Source organism: Arthrobacter gallicola, assembly GCF_014836775.1.
In the GTDB taxonomy this organism is placed as follows: Bacteria; Actinomycetota; Actinomycetes; order Actinomycetales; family Micrococcaceae; genus Arthrobacter_B; species Arthrobacter_B gallicola.
The window spans coordinates 20,633-36,365 of record NZ_JACSQD010000007.1 but is presented as its reverse complement, the minus strand read 5'-3'; the positions used below and the strand labels follow the sequence as shown (position 1 = coordinate 36,365).

Here is a 15,733-nt window from a genome sequence, read left to right as displayed (position 1 = left end):
CACGCCAGACCAGCACACCGACCCGAAAGGCAACGCAATGAAGCGTCCACTCAAAACCCTCGGTACCGCCACGCTGCTCGCCTCCGCCCTGTTCCTCGCCGGCTGCGGCGGCGAAGGAGGAGCCAACGACGGCGCCGCCGGGGGAGACGGCCCGATCAAGGTCGGCATCTCCCAGCTCATGGACATCGACGCCCTTAACGCCACCCGCGAAGGTTTCATCAAGGGCATGACCGAGAACGGCTACGTCGAGGGCGAGGACATCGAGTACGACTACCAAAACGCGCAGGGCGACCAAGCCACGGCCACCCAGATCGCCGCCGGCTTCGCGACGTCGGACCTTGACCTGGTCCTGGCCATCGCCACCCCGGCAGCCCAGACCGTGGCCCAGGCCGTCGGCAACATTCCCGTGGTGTTCTCCGCCGTCACCGAACCCGTGGAAGCCGGCATCGTGGAGTCCTGGGACGCACCCGGCGCCAACATCACCGGCACCAGCAACCTCGGCCCGGTCGAGGACCAGATCGGGCTGGTCAAGGAACTTGCCCCAGATGCCAAGACCATCGGTGTCGTCTATTCCTCCGGCGAGGTCAACTCCCAGGTCCAGGTGGACCTGGCCCGCGAAGCCGCGGAGAAGCTGGGCATGGAGCTCAAGGAAGCCTCCGTCGCGAGCACCGCCGAGGTGCAGCAGGCCGCCCAGTCGCTCGACGTCGACGCGTTCTACGTCCCCACCGACTCGCACGTGGTCTCCGCGATCGACAGTGTGGTGGAAGCCGCCGAAACCCAGCAGGTGCCGCTCGTCGTCGGCGACAGCGCCACCGTGAAAGCCGGAGGGGCGGCCACCTATGGCCTGGACTATGAGCAGCTCGGCTACCAGACCGCGCTGATGGCGATCAAGATCCTCGAGGGCGAAGACCCCGCCACCATGCCGGTGGAAAAGCAGACCGAATCGCTGCTGGTCGTCAACAAGGGCGCCGCGGAACGGATGGGCGTCACAGTTCCGCAGGAACTGCTCGACACCGCCGACACGGTTATTGAATAAACGCAGCTTGAAGACCCCACAGCACCAACCAGGAAAGCAGTTATGAAGCGCCGAATTCCCCAGTACTCCGAACTCCGCGAACTTGTGCAGTTCAAAGCCTTCGATCCCGACCGGCGCCGCGCCCGGCTGGCCAAGGCCAACACCGTCTGGGACCTGCGGGACATCGCCAAGCGGCGGATCCCGACGGCGGCCTTCGAGTATGTGGACGGCGGCAGCTTTTTCGAGCACTCGCTGCGGCGGAACCGGGCGGCGTTTGACGACGTCGAATTCAACCCCCGCGTGCTCCGCGACGTCTCCGCGGTGGACCTGCGCGCTAAGATCGCCGGCGTGGACGCTGCTCTGCCGGTGGGCATCGCGCCCACCGGCCTGACCCGGCTGATGCACTCGGAGGGTGAGGTGGCCGGCGCGCAGGCCGCCGCCGCGTTCGGCATTCCGTTCTCCCTCTCCACCATGGGCACGGTGTCCATCGAGGAGGTCGCCCGGGAAGCGCCCGACGCCGATAAATGGTTCCAGCTCTACCTCTGGAAGGATCGTCCCCGCTCCCTGGACCTGATCCGCCGGGCGGCCGACGCCGGCTTCGGGGCACTGATCGTTACGGTCGACACCCCGGTCTCCGGCGCCCGGCACCGCGACACCCGCAACGGGATGACCCTGCCGCCCACCCTGACCGCCAAGACCATCCTCGACGCCTCCTACCGGCCCGAGTGGTGGTTCAACTTCCTGACCACCAAACCGCTGGGCTTCGCCAACTTCGAGGGGGAGCGGGCGTCGGTGGCCGAGCAGGTCAATACGATGTTCGATCCGTCGCTGAATCTGGAGGACCTGGCCTGGCTGCGGGAGAACTGGTCCGGGAAGCTGATCGTGAAGGGTATCCAATCCGCGGCCGACGCCGTCGACGTCCTGGCCCGTGGTGCGGACGCCCTGGTGGTCTCCAACCACGGCGGCCGGCAGCTGGACCGCGCGCCGGTTCCGTTGAGGGCCCTGCCGGAGATCCGCGCCGCCGTCGGGCCCGAAGCCCAGCTGATCCTGGACTCCGGGATTATGTCCGGAGGGGACATCGTCGCGGCGCTGGCTGCCGGGGCGGACTTCACCCTGATCGGCCGGGCGTATCTCTACGGGATGATGGCCGGCGGGCGCCAGGGAGTGGACCGGGCACTGGAGATCCTGCGGACGGAAATGACCCTGGTGATGCAGCTGATCGGGGTGACCAGCCTAGCCGAGCTGGAGCCGGAGCATCTGCGGAAAACGGCTGCCGAGCAACGGTAAGTCTCAGCGCCCGCTGGGCACTGTGGTTGCTAGGCTGCGGGAGCGGTGCCCGGTACCCGGCCGGCACCTCTTGCAGCCACCGGAGGACCCGCTTGTACGACAGGAACGGCTTTCACGACGCCGACAGCTCCAGCATCCACCACGCTCCCTTTGACGTGCAGATTGGCACGTTTATTGACCAGCACCGCAGCATGCTCGCCGCCAGCTTGGATGGGCTCACTGAAGACGAGGTGCGCCGGAAGGTGGTGCCGTCAAAGACGACCCTCCTGGGACTGGTCAAACACGCCGCATTCGTGGAGCGTGTCTGGTTCGGCGAAGCGGTGACCGGCGCTGCCCGCGCAGGCTTGGGGATCCCGGAGACCCCGGATGAGTCCTTTGACCTGGCGGAAACGGACACCATTGAATCGGTCCTGGCCGACTATGCCCGGGCAGTTGAACTCTCCCGCCAAGCCGTTGCTGGTCTCGACGGCGATTCCCTCCTCAGTGGGAACCGCAGGGGACCGCTGCCCCTGCGCTGGGTTCAGCAGCACCTGCTCCGGGAACTCGCCCAGCACTGCGGACACGCGGATATTCTGCGCGAAATGGTCCTGGACGCGCGTTCCGGTTCGGACGCGTAAAGCTGCAGGGCCTGTGCCGCTGCCTATGGCTGGAGCAGACTGACAGGCGGGTCGGCGCAGTTTCGCTGCCCGGCGAATTTGGTGCCCATCGCATCGGTGCCATCCACTAGCCTGTGGGCATGGGGATAACAAAAACACTTAATGACGACTTGATCGCGAACCGCAGCGAAGTTTCTATCGCCGAGTTTGAAGCCAGCAGGAGGCTCGGTGCCCGCGAGGGAGTAGGTGGAGCAGCGAGCTGGGCCGTCTGGGGGAATGAAAACGACGACCTCACGATCTTTGAGGACAGCGCCGCTATTTCCCCTCGGCTTCGAAAAGATGTCGTACTCATTGGTGCGAACTTCGGCCTCGGCGGAGACACGGGGGAGTTTCCCCCGTTCAAGAACTTCCATGCCCGGAAAAGCGGCGGGGATTCCAAACTGCGCAAGGCAATCACAGGGACGGCTCTCGAAGGGGCATTCCTGACAGACATCGTCAAGGATTATCCGACTAAAGACGCAAAAGGCCTCCCAACGGAAATTAAGTCGGGAACGCTCGACACGAACAGGTATGTACTTTCGGGGTTCAAAACAGAGCAGGAAGCTCTAGGACTCAGCCGCGACACTCTGTACATCCCGATGGGTGACACCACCCGGATACTTTGGGATCTGCTGGTAGACCGAGGGGTGATCCCGGCTGAACAGCGTGTCTTCCACCGGGCTTACGGCAATGGGCCACTTTTCAAGGAGCGGCCGGTCACGTACCTGCGGCATTATGCCGGTGCGGTAGACATGGTTCAGGCCGTACAAGGATTGCTCGCCCAGCTGAATCTCCGTTAGCGGGCCCGCTCCAAAATTCGAGTACGTGGGCGGCGGCATCGCGCAGGCCGCCGCCTATGAGCAACAAAGGAAGGTTCACCCATGACTGCCCCCACCGAAAACGCCGGCAGCGATGCATCTCCCGGCAGCGCCGCCGGTTCACCTGCCGCCGCTTTCCTCACCAGCCTCGGCTACACAACCGAGGATCAGCAGAAGCTGCACGAAACCTACCGCTACCTGCACGCCCATCCGGAACTCTCCATGCAGGAACACGAGACCGCGGCCTACCTGCTGGGCCGGCTGCAGGAGCTGGGTCTGGAGGCCTTTGCCTGCGGCGGGACCGGCATCGTCGGCATCCTGCGCAACGGCGACGGGCCGGTCGTCGGCTACCGCGCGGACACCGACGGCCTGCCGATCGGGGAGAACACGGGGTTGGAGTACGCCAGCGCCGCCACCGGCACCCTGGAAGACGGCACCGCCGTTCCGGTGATGCACGGCTGCGGGCACGACACCCACATGGCCGTGGCCCTAACCACCGCCGAGCTGCTGGCCCGCAGCACCGACCGCTGGGCCGGCACCGTGGTGTTCATCTTCCAGCCCGGTGAGGAAACCGCGGCCGGGGCACGAGCCATGGTCGCCGACGGGCTCTGGGGCAAGGCACCCCGTCCCGAGGTCATTTACGGGCAGCACGTCTGGCCCAGTGCGGCGGGGGAAGTGGAAATCAGCAGCGGCACCGCGATGGCCATGGCTGACTCCTGGCGGATCACCGTGCTGGGCCGGCAGGCGCACGGCTCGCAGCCGGAGAAATCGATCGACCCGATTCTCCTTGGCGCCCACATGGTGGTGCGGATCCAGACGATCATCTCCCGCGAAGTGCCGGCCCGGGACTCCGCCGTCATCACGGTGGGCACCTTCCACGGTGGCCTGAAGGAGAACATCATTCCCGGCAGCGCCGAGTTCACGGTCAACGTGCGAACCTTCGAACCTGAGGTGCGGGAGCACGTGCTGGGTGCGCTGCGCCGGATTATCGCCGCCGAGGCCGCCGCCTCCGGCGCCCCGGAGCCGCTGATCGAGGAGATCTCCAGTTTCCCGCGCTGCTACAACGATCCGGAGACCACCGCCGGTCTGCTTCCCGGCTTGCGGCGTGCGCTGGGGGAGCAGAACGTGAAGGAAGTGCCGCCGGTGATGGGCAGCGAGGACTTCGGCCTGCTCGCCGACGCGATCGGTGTGCCCTCGGTGTACTGGATGTTCGGCTCCGCGAAACAGAAAAGGGTCGACGCCGGCGAGCCGGTTGCCGGGAACCACTCACCGGAGTTCGCTCCCGAACTCGAACCCACCCTGGGCACCGGGCTGGCCGCGGCGTTGGCAGCCCTGACCACCCGGCTGGATGCGGGATAGCAGGTCTGAGCATGGGTGCCACACGGTAAACCCGTACCGGCCCACGACACCAAGTAGCGGCCACATTCGCGGCTTGGAGCGCCAGAAATAACCAAGTAACACCCCGGACAAAGACGCGTAGGCGCTACTCACCCACACCTCCATCCGCATTTCTAGGCTGAGGACTGTGCTCGCCGGAGAGTTCGGCGGTGACACGTACTTTCCCTCGTCAACTGGGACACCGGACGAATCTGCTCCTGCGGCGCTCACGCTGCGCCAACCTACACCGGTCCACCTTGGACCGATGGAGGCCGCAGCCTGCCAGCCACGTCTCAATGCAATCCCACCGCACGCGCATTCGTGCCGCACAGCGGTGGTTCCGGGGGGATCCATGTCATCGCTACAGTCTCTTTTCCAGGACACCTTTGTCCGCCGCCGCACCGTGGTCATCATCGCCGCGCTAGTCCTGACCAGTCTTGTTCCGTTCGCGGACACCGTGTTCCCCGGGGAATGGTCCGCCGCGCTCCTGGGCGCCGGTGCGCTGCTGGTCATGGCCACGCTGTTCCAGCTGCTCCGCCCGGGGCGTCCGGGCAACCCAGATACCGCGGAGGACCCGGAATCCCCGGGACAGAGAACCGGGGTAGATAACGCCCGCCCCGGCGCCGGCCTGCTGCTCTACCTCTCACCGGTGATCCTGTTGAACCTGGTCTACCCGCTGGTCAGCCCGGAGATGGCAGCCGCGAACGTGGGCGGTGTGCAGCTCACCTACCTGGTGCTGGCCTCCTCCATAACGGTTCCCTGGCTGGCGCAGGCCGCCTGTCTGCCCGCCTACCGCCTCATCGGTGACCTGATGGCCGAGCGCAACATGCCCGCCATCACCCGCCGTTTCTGCGCCAACTGGCCGGCCATGTTCGGCTACGCGTTACCGCTCGTGGTGCTGTTCGCCATCCCGCTGTGGCTGGCCTCCCGCTGGTCCTTCACCGCCATGGCAACCTACGCCGCCCTGTGCGCCCTCCACCTGCTGTTCGTCCAGTCCCTGGTCCTGGCCAACGTGGGCAACCGCCGCGGCCTCTGGGCCCTGGCCTGGGTTGCCTACGCCGCCGCGCTGTTCGCCGTGCCCACGCTGTGGTGGCTGCCGCCGCTCCTGGGAGCGGCCACCCAGATCGCGGCCATGGGACGCGGACTGGCCAGCATCAGCCTGCGTAACCGGCCGGCCGGACGGAACTTCGCGCGCGACGTCGTTCGCGGCCTGCTGCTCGGAGCCGTGCTCTGGGCCGACAAATACCTGCTGTTCCTCGCAACGGACGGCGATTTCCCGGTGGTCATCGTTTTCGTGTCCATGCTGCCGGCGGTGATCGCCTACAACTACTACTTTGTGCACCTCGCCCCGCGGGTGGATAAGGCCGTGACTTCCCTGCACCGTTCCATCGCCGAGGAACCGCTGACAGTTCTCGCCGCCGAGTCGAAGCGGCTGACCCGGACCGTGGACCGCGCGATCCTCAGCACCGGCGCGGTCGGCATGATCCTGACGCTGGTCATCTCCTTGGTAATTGACGGCTTCCAGCCGGAAAACACCCTTCTGGCGGTCTGCGTCGGCACCGCATCCTGGGCGTTTATGGTCCTGACTCTCCTCAGCTACGAACTGGACTACATCGGCGTACGGATGCCACCGCAGCTGCTGGGCGGAATCCACCTGGCCCTCTGCGCAGGAGTCTTCGCGCTCGCCGCGGCCTCGACCAGCCCGACGGCGGCAGCCCTGGCCTATGCGGCACTGGTTGCCACAGACGTGCTGCTCGTCGCCGTCGCCTGGGTTCTCTACAAACGCCACTGGAGCCAGCCCGAATACACGCTGTTCTGGCGCCACGCCACCTCCTGGTAGCCCGCCCTACCCCCGTCTTGAAAGGCATAACCATGTACGGAATCAAGCAGAAACTCTTCCGCCGCGCCCCGCTCGCGCAGGCACCCGCCCAGCCGCAGGCACCCGCCCAGCCCGCCGCCGTCGTCGTCCAGCCCGCGCAAACAGCGGCGCAGGCCCAGTACGACGACGTCGACGTTGCCATTGTCATGGAGTCCACCTACCCGTATCTCAAGGGCGGCGTCTCGGCCGTGGTCCATGACATCGTCACGCACAACCCGGACCTGACCTACGGCATCATCCACATCACCTGGGACTCCGACGCCCCGCACGAGGACCTGTACGGCATGCCGGAGAACGTCCTGTGGGTCCGGCCGGTCTACCTGAGCATGCAGGAACACCGGCATGACTTCATGAAGGTGTCCGCCAAGGACCTGGGGATGGATGCCCGCCAGCGCTCGGCGTTGGCACACCGGCTGTTCGACGCGCTCTACGCCCTGTCCGAGGAGCGTGAAGTTGGCCCGCTTTGGGACCTCATCGACGAAGGATTCAACGAACGCACCCGCGCCTACCCGCTGTGGGCGCTGCTGGGCACACGGGAATTCATGGCCGCCCTCGCCGAGCGGATGCCGCAGCTGGACCTCTCGCTCGCCGACTCCTTCTGGACCCTGCGCAACTTCCTATCCCTGGCCTACGCCATCCTCGGCGAAACCATGCCCCGGGCCAACGTTTACCACGCCCACACCACCGGCTACGCATCACTCCTCGGAGCCGCCGCCGCCCGCGACCACGGCACATCCTTCCTCCTGACCGAACACAACCTGTACGTCCGCGACACGGTTAATACCCTGCTGGACCGCAACATGGCGCTCTCCATCACCTCGGAGGACTACCGCACCTTCGACGTCACCCCCGAAAAGCGGGCCTGGATGGCGTGGTGGACCGAAATGGGCCACTTCTGCTACCCCAGCGCCGCGCTGATCACCTACCTGTACCCAACGGCGATCACCGAAGCGGCGCACCTGGGAACGGACATCGACAAGGCCGTGGTGGTACCCAACGCCATGGTGATCGAAGAGTTCGACGAGAAGTACCGGGCCCGGCTCGCCGCGCGGGAGCACCTGATCCGCAACGGTGACAACCACACCTGGAACCTCGTCTACATTGCCCGCGTGGTGCCGATCAAGGGGCTGCTGGATCTGCTCTCCAGCATCGACCTGCTGCGCCGCTACGGTTTCCCGAACCTGCACCTGGACGTGCTCGGCCCCACCGAACACGTCCCGGAATACTACGAGGCGTGCATGGCGAAAATCGATGCCCTGAACCTGCACGACCACGTCACCGTCCACGGCACGGTCAACGTCCGGGACCGGCTGGACCAGTTCGACCTGCTGGTCCTGCCCAGCTACAACGAAGGCCAGCCGATCGTGGTCCTGGAAGCCATGGCGGCCGGCATCCCCACCGTGGGCACCGACGTCGGCGGTATGCGCCAGCTGATCAGCGACGAACTCGCCACCACCGACGGCCGTATGGTCGGGCCCTGCGGGGAGCTCGTGGCCGCCGGCGACGTGGATCACATGGCGGACAGCATCCGCGCCGTCATCGGGAACATGGACCTCTACATCGACTACGCGGACAACGCCCGGACCCGGGTGGAAGAGTTCTTCCAGATGCACGAAATCATGTCCTCCTATAACGGGATTTACCGCGCCGTCGGCAACATCACGCACGTGCGCACTCTGGACACCACGGAGCTGGATTTCCTCACGCCCGCTGATTCGGTTCCGGGTGCATCAGTTCCGGCCGAACCGGTCCGATGAGCGGAGTCGGTGCCTGGATCCGGTACGGGGATCCGGTGAGCTCGGAGCAGGTCAGGTTCGCCGCCGAGCACTACTGTGCGGCGATTTTGCAGCCCTGGGAAACCGGGGCCGCCCGGGAGCTCAAGCGGCTGCGTCCGGACATGACGGTCCTGGCCTACAAGTGCTTGTCCTCGGTGCGCAGCTATGAACCGGGCCCGGTCTACAGTTCGGGGGTTTCCTTCGCGGAGGCGGAGGCTGCCGCTGTTGCGTTGGAGGACGACGACGACGGCGGGGGCTGGTTCGCCACGCGCCTGGACGGGGCGCGGATCGAGTGGGAACGGTATCCGGGGCACTGGCAGATGAAGGTCTGGGAGCCGGGCTACCAGCGCCGCTGGGTGGAAAACGTGCTGGCCGAATTCCACGGCTCACCCTTCGACGGCGTGCTGGCGGACAACGACGTCTTCGACGACTACTACGGGCTGAACCTGCCGATCCCCGGGGCCGCTGACATGAGCGTTCTCCGCACCGCACTCGGAGACCTGGTGAACGCCGCCGGGACGGCGCTGAACAGTGTGGGAAAGATCCTGGTGCCCAACATTGCCGAGTCGCGCCGGGAAACCGGCCGCTGGGCGGCCCATGCTGCCTACGGTGGCGGCTTTGAGGAGGTGTGGCTCGGCTACGGCCCGGAGCACCTCTTCGACCCGGCGACCGCCGAGGCCCAGCTGCCCCAGGCCGGCGGGCCGGGACTCTCAATCCTCCGCGTCCCCACCGACGGCAACGACCAGCATCCGAATTTCCTGTACGGATTGTCAGCGTTCTGGATTTTCGGCGAAGGCAGGGGAGCCTACTCGGCCACCGCCCACGACGACTACAGCCGCACCCAGCACGCCCCGGAACTCGACTGGCAGCTCGGGCCGCCGCGCGGCAGGCCGCAGGGGAGGGGCCATACCTGGTGGCGCGAGTTCGAGGGTGGCTTCGCGGCCGTGAACTTCAACCGCGACGGACGGCGCCGGCGCAAGGTGCGCATCCCCGCCGGGATGGTGGACGACGCCGGCCGCCCCGCGCCGTCGTCGTGCATCCTGCCGCCGCAGCGCGGAGTCCTGTTCCGCCGGAGGGGCTGACCACCCGGCGCGTCTACCTGGCCTACACTCGCCCCATGAAACAGCTGGGGCCGCTCGACGTGGTGGACGTCTTCGCCTACACCGTGGTGCTGGGTCTGTTCGTGCAGTTCTTTCCCGCGGTGATTACCGAGTCATTCCTGATCACCCTGCTGAGCGCGGTGCTGCTCAAGGTGGTGCTGGAAGTGGTCGTCTGGGCGAAGACGCGGCTGCTTCAGCGGCTGCGGCCGGGCCAGCCGGGACCGAGGCGGGCGGTGAGTGCCGCGATGCTCCTGCTGGTCCTGCCGGGAAGCAAGTTCCTGGTCCTCGAGCTGACGGCCGTGGTCTTCCGCGGCAGCGTCCACCTAGGCGGGTTCTTCCTGGTGACGGCGCTCATTGTGGTGCTGATGCTCGCCCGGGCTGGCACGCGGCGGTTCCTGGAGCCCCGGCCTGGGCCGGGAACTGCAGCGGGGACCGCTGGTTAGGGCTTACCTGGGTGGGCCCTCAGCTGGGTGAGTGGTCAGCGCGTGCTGTTCCTGGCCGGAACCGCGCCGGAACTTGGCCGGAACCGCGCCGGAACCGTGCCGGTTCCGGTGGCGAGGTCCGCCGCCAGCTCGCCCAGCAGGGGAGCGAACTTGGCGCCGTGCCCGGAACAGGGCGAGAGCACCGTGATGCCGTCGGCCCGGTCGATCACGAAGTCCTCGGTAGGCGTGTTGGTGAACAGGCAGGTGGTTTCGGCGTAGGGCTCCGGGACCAAGCCCGGCAGATACTGCGAGACGTAGTCGACCATCCGCTGGCGGTGCGCCGGATCGATCTTCCCGTCCTGAGCAGCAGCATCAGGAAGCACCTTGCCACCGTTGTATTCGGCGACCTTCTGGCCCCGGTGCCCGGCGTCGCGCCCACCCGGCAGGCCGTAAACCTGCATCCCGCCAGCCTTATGAATAAAGGTGGGCCACGGGGTCTCCGGTGCCGGCTGGTCGCGGTAGGGGAAGTGGAAGGCCATCTCCTGCCGGACTTCGAAGGTGGGCAGGGAGCGGAGGAACGTGCTCGGCAGGTCCAGGTTCCCCAGCAGGCCCGGCAGCCACCCACCGGCGGCGATGATTACGTTACGGGCATCCAGCGTCCGACCGTCGCTGCTGGTCAACGCGTAGCCTGCCCCGGACTTGGCGACGGAGGCCACGGTCCAATCCGTCAGGAGCGTCGCCGAATGCGCGACGGCGGCTGCCACCATGGCGTGGACCGCACCTTCGGCGTCAATCACGCCAGCGTCCGGGTGCCAGAGCACGTCGGTGGTGAAGGCGAAGTGCGGCCACCGCGCGGAGGCCTCGTCCCGGGACAGCAGCTCGTGGGTGACACCGGCCTCGTCCAGGCCAGCGGCGAAACGCTTCGGGGCATGTTCCTCCCCGAAATCCAGGCACCCGGTGGGGCGGATCAGCGGCGCTCCGTGCGCCGTCTCCAGTTCCTTCCAGCCGGCGGCGGCGGACTGGACCAGACCTGTGTAGAACGGATCCTCGTAGGCGTAGCGGAAGATCCGGGCGGAGCCGTGGGAACTCCCGGTGCTGTTGGCGGGCTCGCTGCGTTCCAGGATCGCCACGTGGAAGCCGCGCTGGGCGAGCCGCCAGGCAGTTGCCGCGCCGGCCAGCCCTGCACCCACCACGGCGTAGTCGAAGGAGCCGCCGGAACGCGATTGCGGTGATGCCAAGGGAGCCCCTCAAAAAGTTGTGTCAGACACTCAAAACTTAGGTCAGGGATGGGCCGCCGAAGGAACCAGTATGTCCTTCCGCGACGCCGCGTCCGGGCAGCGGGGCTTCCGCTTTCCACCGCCAGGATCCCTTCGGGAAACCGACTGGAGGTGCTGATCGCCGATTCGGATCCCGCTGACATTCGGAGGATAATAGTCAGGCTGCCGACGGGGATCTTAGGCAGCAAGCGGTCCGCCCGTCCACTGTTGTTTCACCGGTGCCGCCTCAACAGCCGCCACGCCCGATTGGAAAGATTCATGTCTAATCCTGCTGCTTCAGGGGAGAAGACCTCAGCGGCCAAACTCTCCCTGTTGACCCTCACCACCGTGGTGGTTGGGTCCATGGTTGGGGCCGGGGTGTTTTCCCTGCCCCGACGCTTCGCCGAGGAAACCGGGGTGTTGGGTGCGCTGGTCGCCTGGCTGATTGCCGGTTTCGGCATGCTGATGCTGGCCTTCGTCTTCCAGCGGCTGTCCATGCGAAAGCCAGCGCTTGATGCGGGGATCTTCTCCTACGCCAAGGCCGGCTTCGGAAATTACGTGGGATTCTTCTCTGCCGCGGGTTATTGGGCCAGCGCCTGCGTTGGAAACGTCACCTACTGGGTGCTCACCATGTCCACGCTGGGAGCCCTGTTTCCGCAGTTGGGCGCAGGGGACACCCTCCCCGCCGTCGTGCTGTCCTCGGCCGGGTTGTGGGGATTCTTCTTCCTGATCAGGCGCGGCATCAGGGAAGCCACGGCCATTAACCGGATAGTCACGATCGCCAAGGTTGTTCCCATCCTGGTCTTCGTGCTCTTTGCTGTCTTCCTGTTTGATCCCGCCGTCTTCGCGGGAAACCTAACCGGAGCGGACTATACGGGGCCGCTGTTCGAGCAGGTCAGCAACACGATGCTGGTGACGGTGTTCGTGTTCCTCGGTGTTGAAGGTGCCAGCGTGTACTCGCGCCATGCCCGACGGCGGGAGGACGTTGGCCGGGCCACCGTCCTCGGCTTTCTGAGCGTCTTCGCCATCTTTGCCTCGGTCACGATCGTTTCCTACGGGGTCCTGCCGATGGAACAGCTCGCCGAGCTGCGCCAACCATCCATGGCCGGTGTCCTGGACGCGGGAGTGGGGACCTGGGGATTGGTGTTCGTCAGCGCAGGACTGATCATTTCGGTGATGGGGGCTTACCTAGCCTGGAGCCTGATGGCTGCGGAGGTCCTGTATGTGGCTGCCAGGGAGAAGGACATGCCGCAGTTCCTGTCCCGCGTCAGTGCCGTCGACGTTCCGGTCAATGCTCTGCTGCTGAGCACCCTGCTGAGCCAGCTGATGATGGTCATCACCTACTTCTCCGAGGACGCATTTGACTTCGCACTGGACATGACCGCGGTCCTGACGCTGTTTTCGCTCCTTTTCGCGGCCCTCTACGCCCTCAAGCTCGGCTGGAACGGTGAAACGTATGACGGAGTCCCGAGCCGCATCCGGCGGGGCGACCTGACTATTGCCGTTATTGCCACCATTTACTCGGTCTTCCTGGTTTATGCCGCCGGGCTGCCCCTGGTGCTGCTTTCGATGATCTTTTACGCCCCTGCCACCGTCCTATTTGTGATCGCGCGCCGTGAACAGGGCCAGCGCGTCTTCCGGAGAGGGGAGCTGTTCCTTTTCCTCATAACGGTGGCAGGAGCAGTTGCCGGTGTGCTCGCCTTGGCGCGGGGCTGGATAGTGCTCTGAGCAGGGGGCCGAAGGGGCCTTCACCCCGGGACGAAACCCCGGCGCCCCTGAAACCAGAAGGGGCCTCCCAGACGCAGATCGCACCCGGGAGACCCCTTCTCTGACGGTCAGTTCAGCAGTGAAAACCTACCCAAACAGTTCCTTCTCCAGCGCATCAATCTCCGCCGTCATGGACGCCTTCAGCGCAGCCTTCTCCGCGTCCGGCAGCCAGCACGCGTCCGCACCGGCCAGCGCGGACTTCCGCAGCCAGGCACGGTCCAGGCCGAGGTCGTCGACGGCGATCCGGTACTCGTTGGCGAGGTTCGTGGGGAACATCCCCGGATCGTCCGAGGCAAGAATAACGTTCAGGCCGGCGTCGACCATGGCCTTGATCGAGGCGCGCCGCCACGGACGCCAGGACCGGCGCGAGGTGGTGAAGATGCCGGTGAACGGAACCTGCTCCTCGCGCATCCGGGCGATCACGGCGTCGTCCTCCATCACAAAGTAGCCGTGGTCAATCCGGTCGCAGCCCAGCACATCCAGGCAGGTGATCGTGTTGACCGCCACCGGAGCGTGCTCCGAGGAGTGCGCGGTGCGCTTCAGTCCGCCCTTGCCGGCCAGCTGGTAGGCAGCCTCGAAACGCTCCGGCGGGCCGGCGGTTTCCAGGTTGTCCAGACCAATCCCCACCACGTACTCGTGCGGAGCGTTCAGGATCTGCTGCACGCGCCGCACGGCATAGGCGCCGTCCTTGCTGCGGTCGATCCCGACGATCAGCCGGCCGGTCATGCCGAAGTCCCGCTCGGCCATCCGGATGCCCTCCGCATACGCCTCCACGCAGCCGGCGTAGCCTAGCTCGGTGAGGTTCGGCGGAACGTCATCGATGAACAGCTCCAGGTGGCGGGTGTTGCTGGTCCGGTGCGCGGCCTCAAACGCCTCGTAGGTGATGCGGGTGAGGTCAGTGGCCTCGGTCAGGGACTGCATCACCCAGTCGGAGGCCTGGAACAGGGAGTACCTCTCGCCGGCGGGGTCGAGGGAGCCGTCCTCCACAATCGGAATCCGGGCATTCTCGTACGGGGTAAAGTCCCGCATCACCGAGGAGATGTTCGCGAAGATCGTCTCCGGGTCCTCCGGCAGCTCCAGGCCTGCCTTGGCGGCCAGCTCGGCGAAGGTAGTGGCCCGTACCGTGCCGATGAGGTGGCAGTGCAGGTCCGTCTTCGGCAGCCGGGCAGCGAACTGCTGCAGGGCCGTGGCTTCCTGGGCTGTCTGGGCCGGGCCGGGCTGGGTTTCAGTGCTGGTCATGCGTCCTGACTTTCAATGCTGCGGATGGATCGGGGCTGGGCCCCGGGGATTACTTGGAAGAGGCCTCACGGGCAAAGCGGTCCACCCAGGAGTCGTAGTTCGCCACGATGGTGGCGAAGTCCAGGGTGGAGAAACCGGCGGCGATCGGGTCCTCGGCAATATCGCCGACGACGGCGGTCAGCGAGTCCGGCACGGTGGCGTCCGGGTTCACCGGCAGGTCGCCGACCAGTTCCGCGGACGCGGTCTGCGCTTCGGCGGAGAGCAGGTAGTCGATGAACTCGTGCGCGGCGTCCACGTTCTTGGCGCCGGACGGAATCAGCACCCGGTTGGTGGCCATGTAGCGGCCGGTATCGGTGGCGGTCCAGGCCACCGGCTCCCCGGAGGCCATCAGATCCGTGGCGAAACCGTTCAGCGTGGGGGAGGCAACAATCTCGCCCTGCACCAGCAGGTTGGTGATTTCGGTGGAGGAGGAGACGAACTTCAGGATGTTCGGTGCCCAGCCGCCAATCGTTTCCAGTGCGGCGTCAATGTCGTAGGGGTCCGAGCCGTAGCTGGAGGCCGCAGCGGTCACCGACAGCTGGCCGCCGGTGGTGGAAATGTCCGGGAAGGCCAGCCGTCCGGCGTAGCTCTTGTCCCCGTAGAGGTCCCAGCTGGCGGCCTTTTCAGCGCTCACATCAGCGGTCCGGTACATCACACCGTTGAGCTGGTAGCTGTAGGACGGGCCGGAGAAGTCATCGGACACGGCGAAGTCCGCGATGTTCTCCAGATTCGGAACCTTATCGGCGTCAACGGCCTGGAACAGGCCCTTTTCCTCGCCCATGGCGGCGTAGAAATCGGACATCAGCATCACGTCGATGCCGGCATCCCCGTCGGCCAGGTCCAGAGAGGAGAGCCGGTCAGCGTTGGAGCCAGTCTCGATCTCCACGTTGATGCCGGTCTTCGCTTCAAACGGCTTCACCACGGCCTCCTCAAACGGCTCAACACCGAACGGGAAGGCACTCAGGACCAGGGTCCGGGACTCCCCGGCAGCATCGCCGGAGGCACCGCAGCCGGACAGGACGAGGGCGGCGCTGACGGTCACCGAGGCAGCAGCAGCCAGCTTGGCTGCGCGGTTGCGGGGGAGTGACATGGTGATTCGTTTCCTTTCGGTGGTACCCGGCACA

General features: G+C 66.1%; 13 protein-coding genes. 10 read left to right on the top strand and 3 right to left on the bottom strand.

Translation table 11 applies throughout. The annotated features are described in order from the left end of the window. Positions 1–37 precede the first annotated feature (37 nt). The 9 genes from H9639_RS14220 (at position 38) to H9639_RS14180 (ending at position 10,329) form a co-directional block, all read left to right on the top strand. A complete protein-coding gene (locus tag H9639_RS14220; RefSeq protein ID WP_191808739.1) occupies positions 38–1,036 on the top strand; it encodes an ABC transporter substrate-binding protein in 999 nt (332 codons plus the stop codon). Between the two features lie 42 nt (positions 1,037–1,078). After that, positions 1,079–2,302 carry an alpha-hydroxy acid oxidase gene (locus H9639_RS14215; protein WP_191808738.1) on the top strand — a complete coding sequence of 408 codons (1,224 nt, stop codon included), beginning with the start codon at positions 1,079–1,081 and terminating at the stop codon, positions 2,300–2,302. Between the two features lie 92 nt (positions 2,303–2,394). Continuing rightward, positions 2,395–2,919 (top strand): DinB family protein, encoded by a 525-nt coding sequence (locus H9639_RS14210; RefSeq protein ID WP_225219632.1) that lies wholly within the window; start codon positions 2,395–2,397, stop codon positions 2,917–2,919. Positions 2,920–3,038: 119 nt separating this feature from the next. Further along, positions 3,039–3,737: a hypothetical protein gene (locus H9639_RS14205; RefSeq protein ID WP_191808737.1), complete on the top strand. Its 699-nt coding sequence runs from the start codon at positions 3,039–3,041 to the stop codon at positions 3,735–3,737. Between the two features lie 81 nt (positions 3,738–3,818). Next, the gene (locus H9639_RS14200) at positions 3,819–5,114 is read left to right on the top strand and encodes an amidohydrolase (RefSeq protein ID WP_191808736.1); all 1,296 of its coding nucleotides are present in this window, start codon (positions 3,819–3,821) and stop codon (positions 5,112–5,114) included. A gap of 370 nt (positions 5,115–5,484) precedes the next feature. Continuing rightward, on the top strand, positions 5,485–6,972 hold the full coding sequence (locus H9639_RS14195) for a hypothetical protein (RefSeq protein WP_191808735.1): 1,488 nt from the start codon (positions 5,485–5,487) through the stop codon (positions 6,970–6,972). Positions 6,973–7,004: 32 nt separating this feature from the next. Continuing rightward, positions 7,005–8,768: a GT4 family glycosyltransferase PelF gene (gene pelF / locus H9639_RS14190; protein ID WP_191808734.1), complete on the top strand. Its 1,764-nt coding sequence runs from the start codon at positions 7,005–7,007 to the stop codon at positions 8,766–8,768. 35 nt (positions 8,769–8,803) lie between these two features. After that, a complete protein-coding gene (locus H9639_RS14185; RefSeq protein ID WP_318242101.1) occupies positions 8,804–9,868 on the top strand; it encodes a putative glycoside hydrolase in 1,065 nt (354 codons plus the stop codon). Positions 9,869–9,903: 35 nt separating this feature from the next. Then, positions 9,904–10,329, top strand: coding sequence for a hypothetical protein (locus H9639_RS14180; protein ID WP_191808732.1), 426 nt, complete (start codon positions 9,904–9,906; stop codon positions 10,327–10,329). Between the two features lie 35 nt (positions 10,330–10,364). Here the strand turns inward: H9639_RS14180 and H9639_RS14175 are convergent, their stop codons facing one another. Continuing rightward, positions 10,365–11,546, bottom strand: coding sequence for an FAD-dependent oxidoreductase (locus H9639_RS14175; protein ID WP_191808731.1), 1,182 nt, complete (start codon positions 11,544–11,546; stop codon positions 10,365–10,367). A 297-nt stretch (positions 11,547–11,843) separates the two neighbouring features. On the opposite strand from H9639_RS14175, the gene H9639_RS14170 reads away from it, so the two are divergent. Then, positions 11,844–13,292, top strand: a complete 1,449-nt coding sequence (locus tag H9639_RS14170; protein ID WP_191808730.1) for a basic amino acid/polyamine antiporter — start codon at positions 11,844–11,846, stop codon at positions 13,290–13,292. 126 nt (positions 13,293–13,418) lie between these two features. On the opposite strand, the gene H9639_RS14165 is transcribed toward H9639_RS14170, so the two are convergent. After that, the gene (locus H9639_RS14165) at positions 13,419–14,570 is read right to left on the bottom strand and encodes an adenosine deaminase family protein (protein ID WP_191808729.1); all 1,152 of its coding nucleotides are present in this window, start codon (positions 14,568–14,570) and stop codon (positions 13,419–13,421) included. A gap of 49 nt (positions 14,571–14,619) precedes the next feature. After that, positions 14,620–15,699 carry an ABC transporter substrate-binding protein gene (locus H9639_RS14160; RefSeq protein ID WP_191808728.1) on the bottom strand — a complete coding sequence of 360 codons (1,080 nt, stop codon included), beginning with the start codon at positions 15,697–15,699 and terminating at the stop codon, positions 14,620–14,622. Positions 15,700–15,733: the final 34 nt, after the last annotated feature.

Bases quoted from the DNA above. Each gene is read 5' to 3' on its own strand.
- H9639_RS14220 (WP_191808739.1), top strand. From the start codon at position 38: ATGAAGCGTCCACTCAAAACCCTCGGTACCGCCACGCTGCTCGCCTCC.
- H9639_RS14215 (WP_191808738.1), top strand. From the start codon at position 1,079: ATGAAGCGCCGAATTCCCCAGTACTCCGAACTCCGCGAACTTGTGCAG.
- H9639_RS14205 (WP_191808737.1), top strand. From the start codon at position 3,039: ATGGGGATAACAAAAACACTTAATGACGACTTGATCGCGAACCGCAGC.
- H9639_RS14200 (WP_191808736.1), top strand. From the start codon at position 3,819: ATGACTGCCCCCACCGAAAACGCCGGCAGCGATGCATCTCCCGGCAGC.
- H9639_RS14195 (WP_191808735.1), top strand. From the start codon at position 5,485: ATGTCATCGCTACAGTCTCTTTTCCAGGACACCTTTGTCCGCCGCCGC.
- pelF (WP_191808734.1), top strand. From the start codon at position 7,005: ATGTACGGAATCAAGCAGAAACTCTTCCGCCGCGCCCCGCTCGCGCAG.
- H9639_RS14180 (WP_191808732.1), top strand. From the start codon at position 9,904: ATGAAACAGCTGGGGCCGCTCGACGTGGTGGACGTCTTCGCCTACACC.
- H9639_RS14170 (WP_191808730.1), top strand. From the start codon at position 11,844: ATGTCTAATCCTGCTGCTTCAGGGGAGAAGACCTCAGCGGCCAAACTC.
- H9639_RS14165 (WP_191808729.1), bottom strand. From the start codon at position 14,570: ATGACCAGCACTGAAACCCAGCCCGGCCCGGCCCAGACAGCCCAGGAA.
- H9639_RS14160 (WP_191808728.1), bottom strand. From the start codon at position 15,699: ATGTCACTCCCCCGCAACCGCGCAGCCAAGCTGGCTGCTGCTGCCTCG.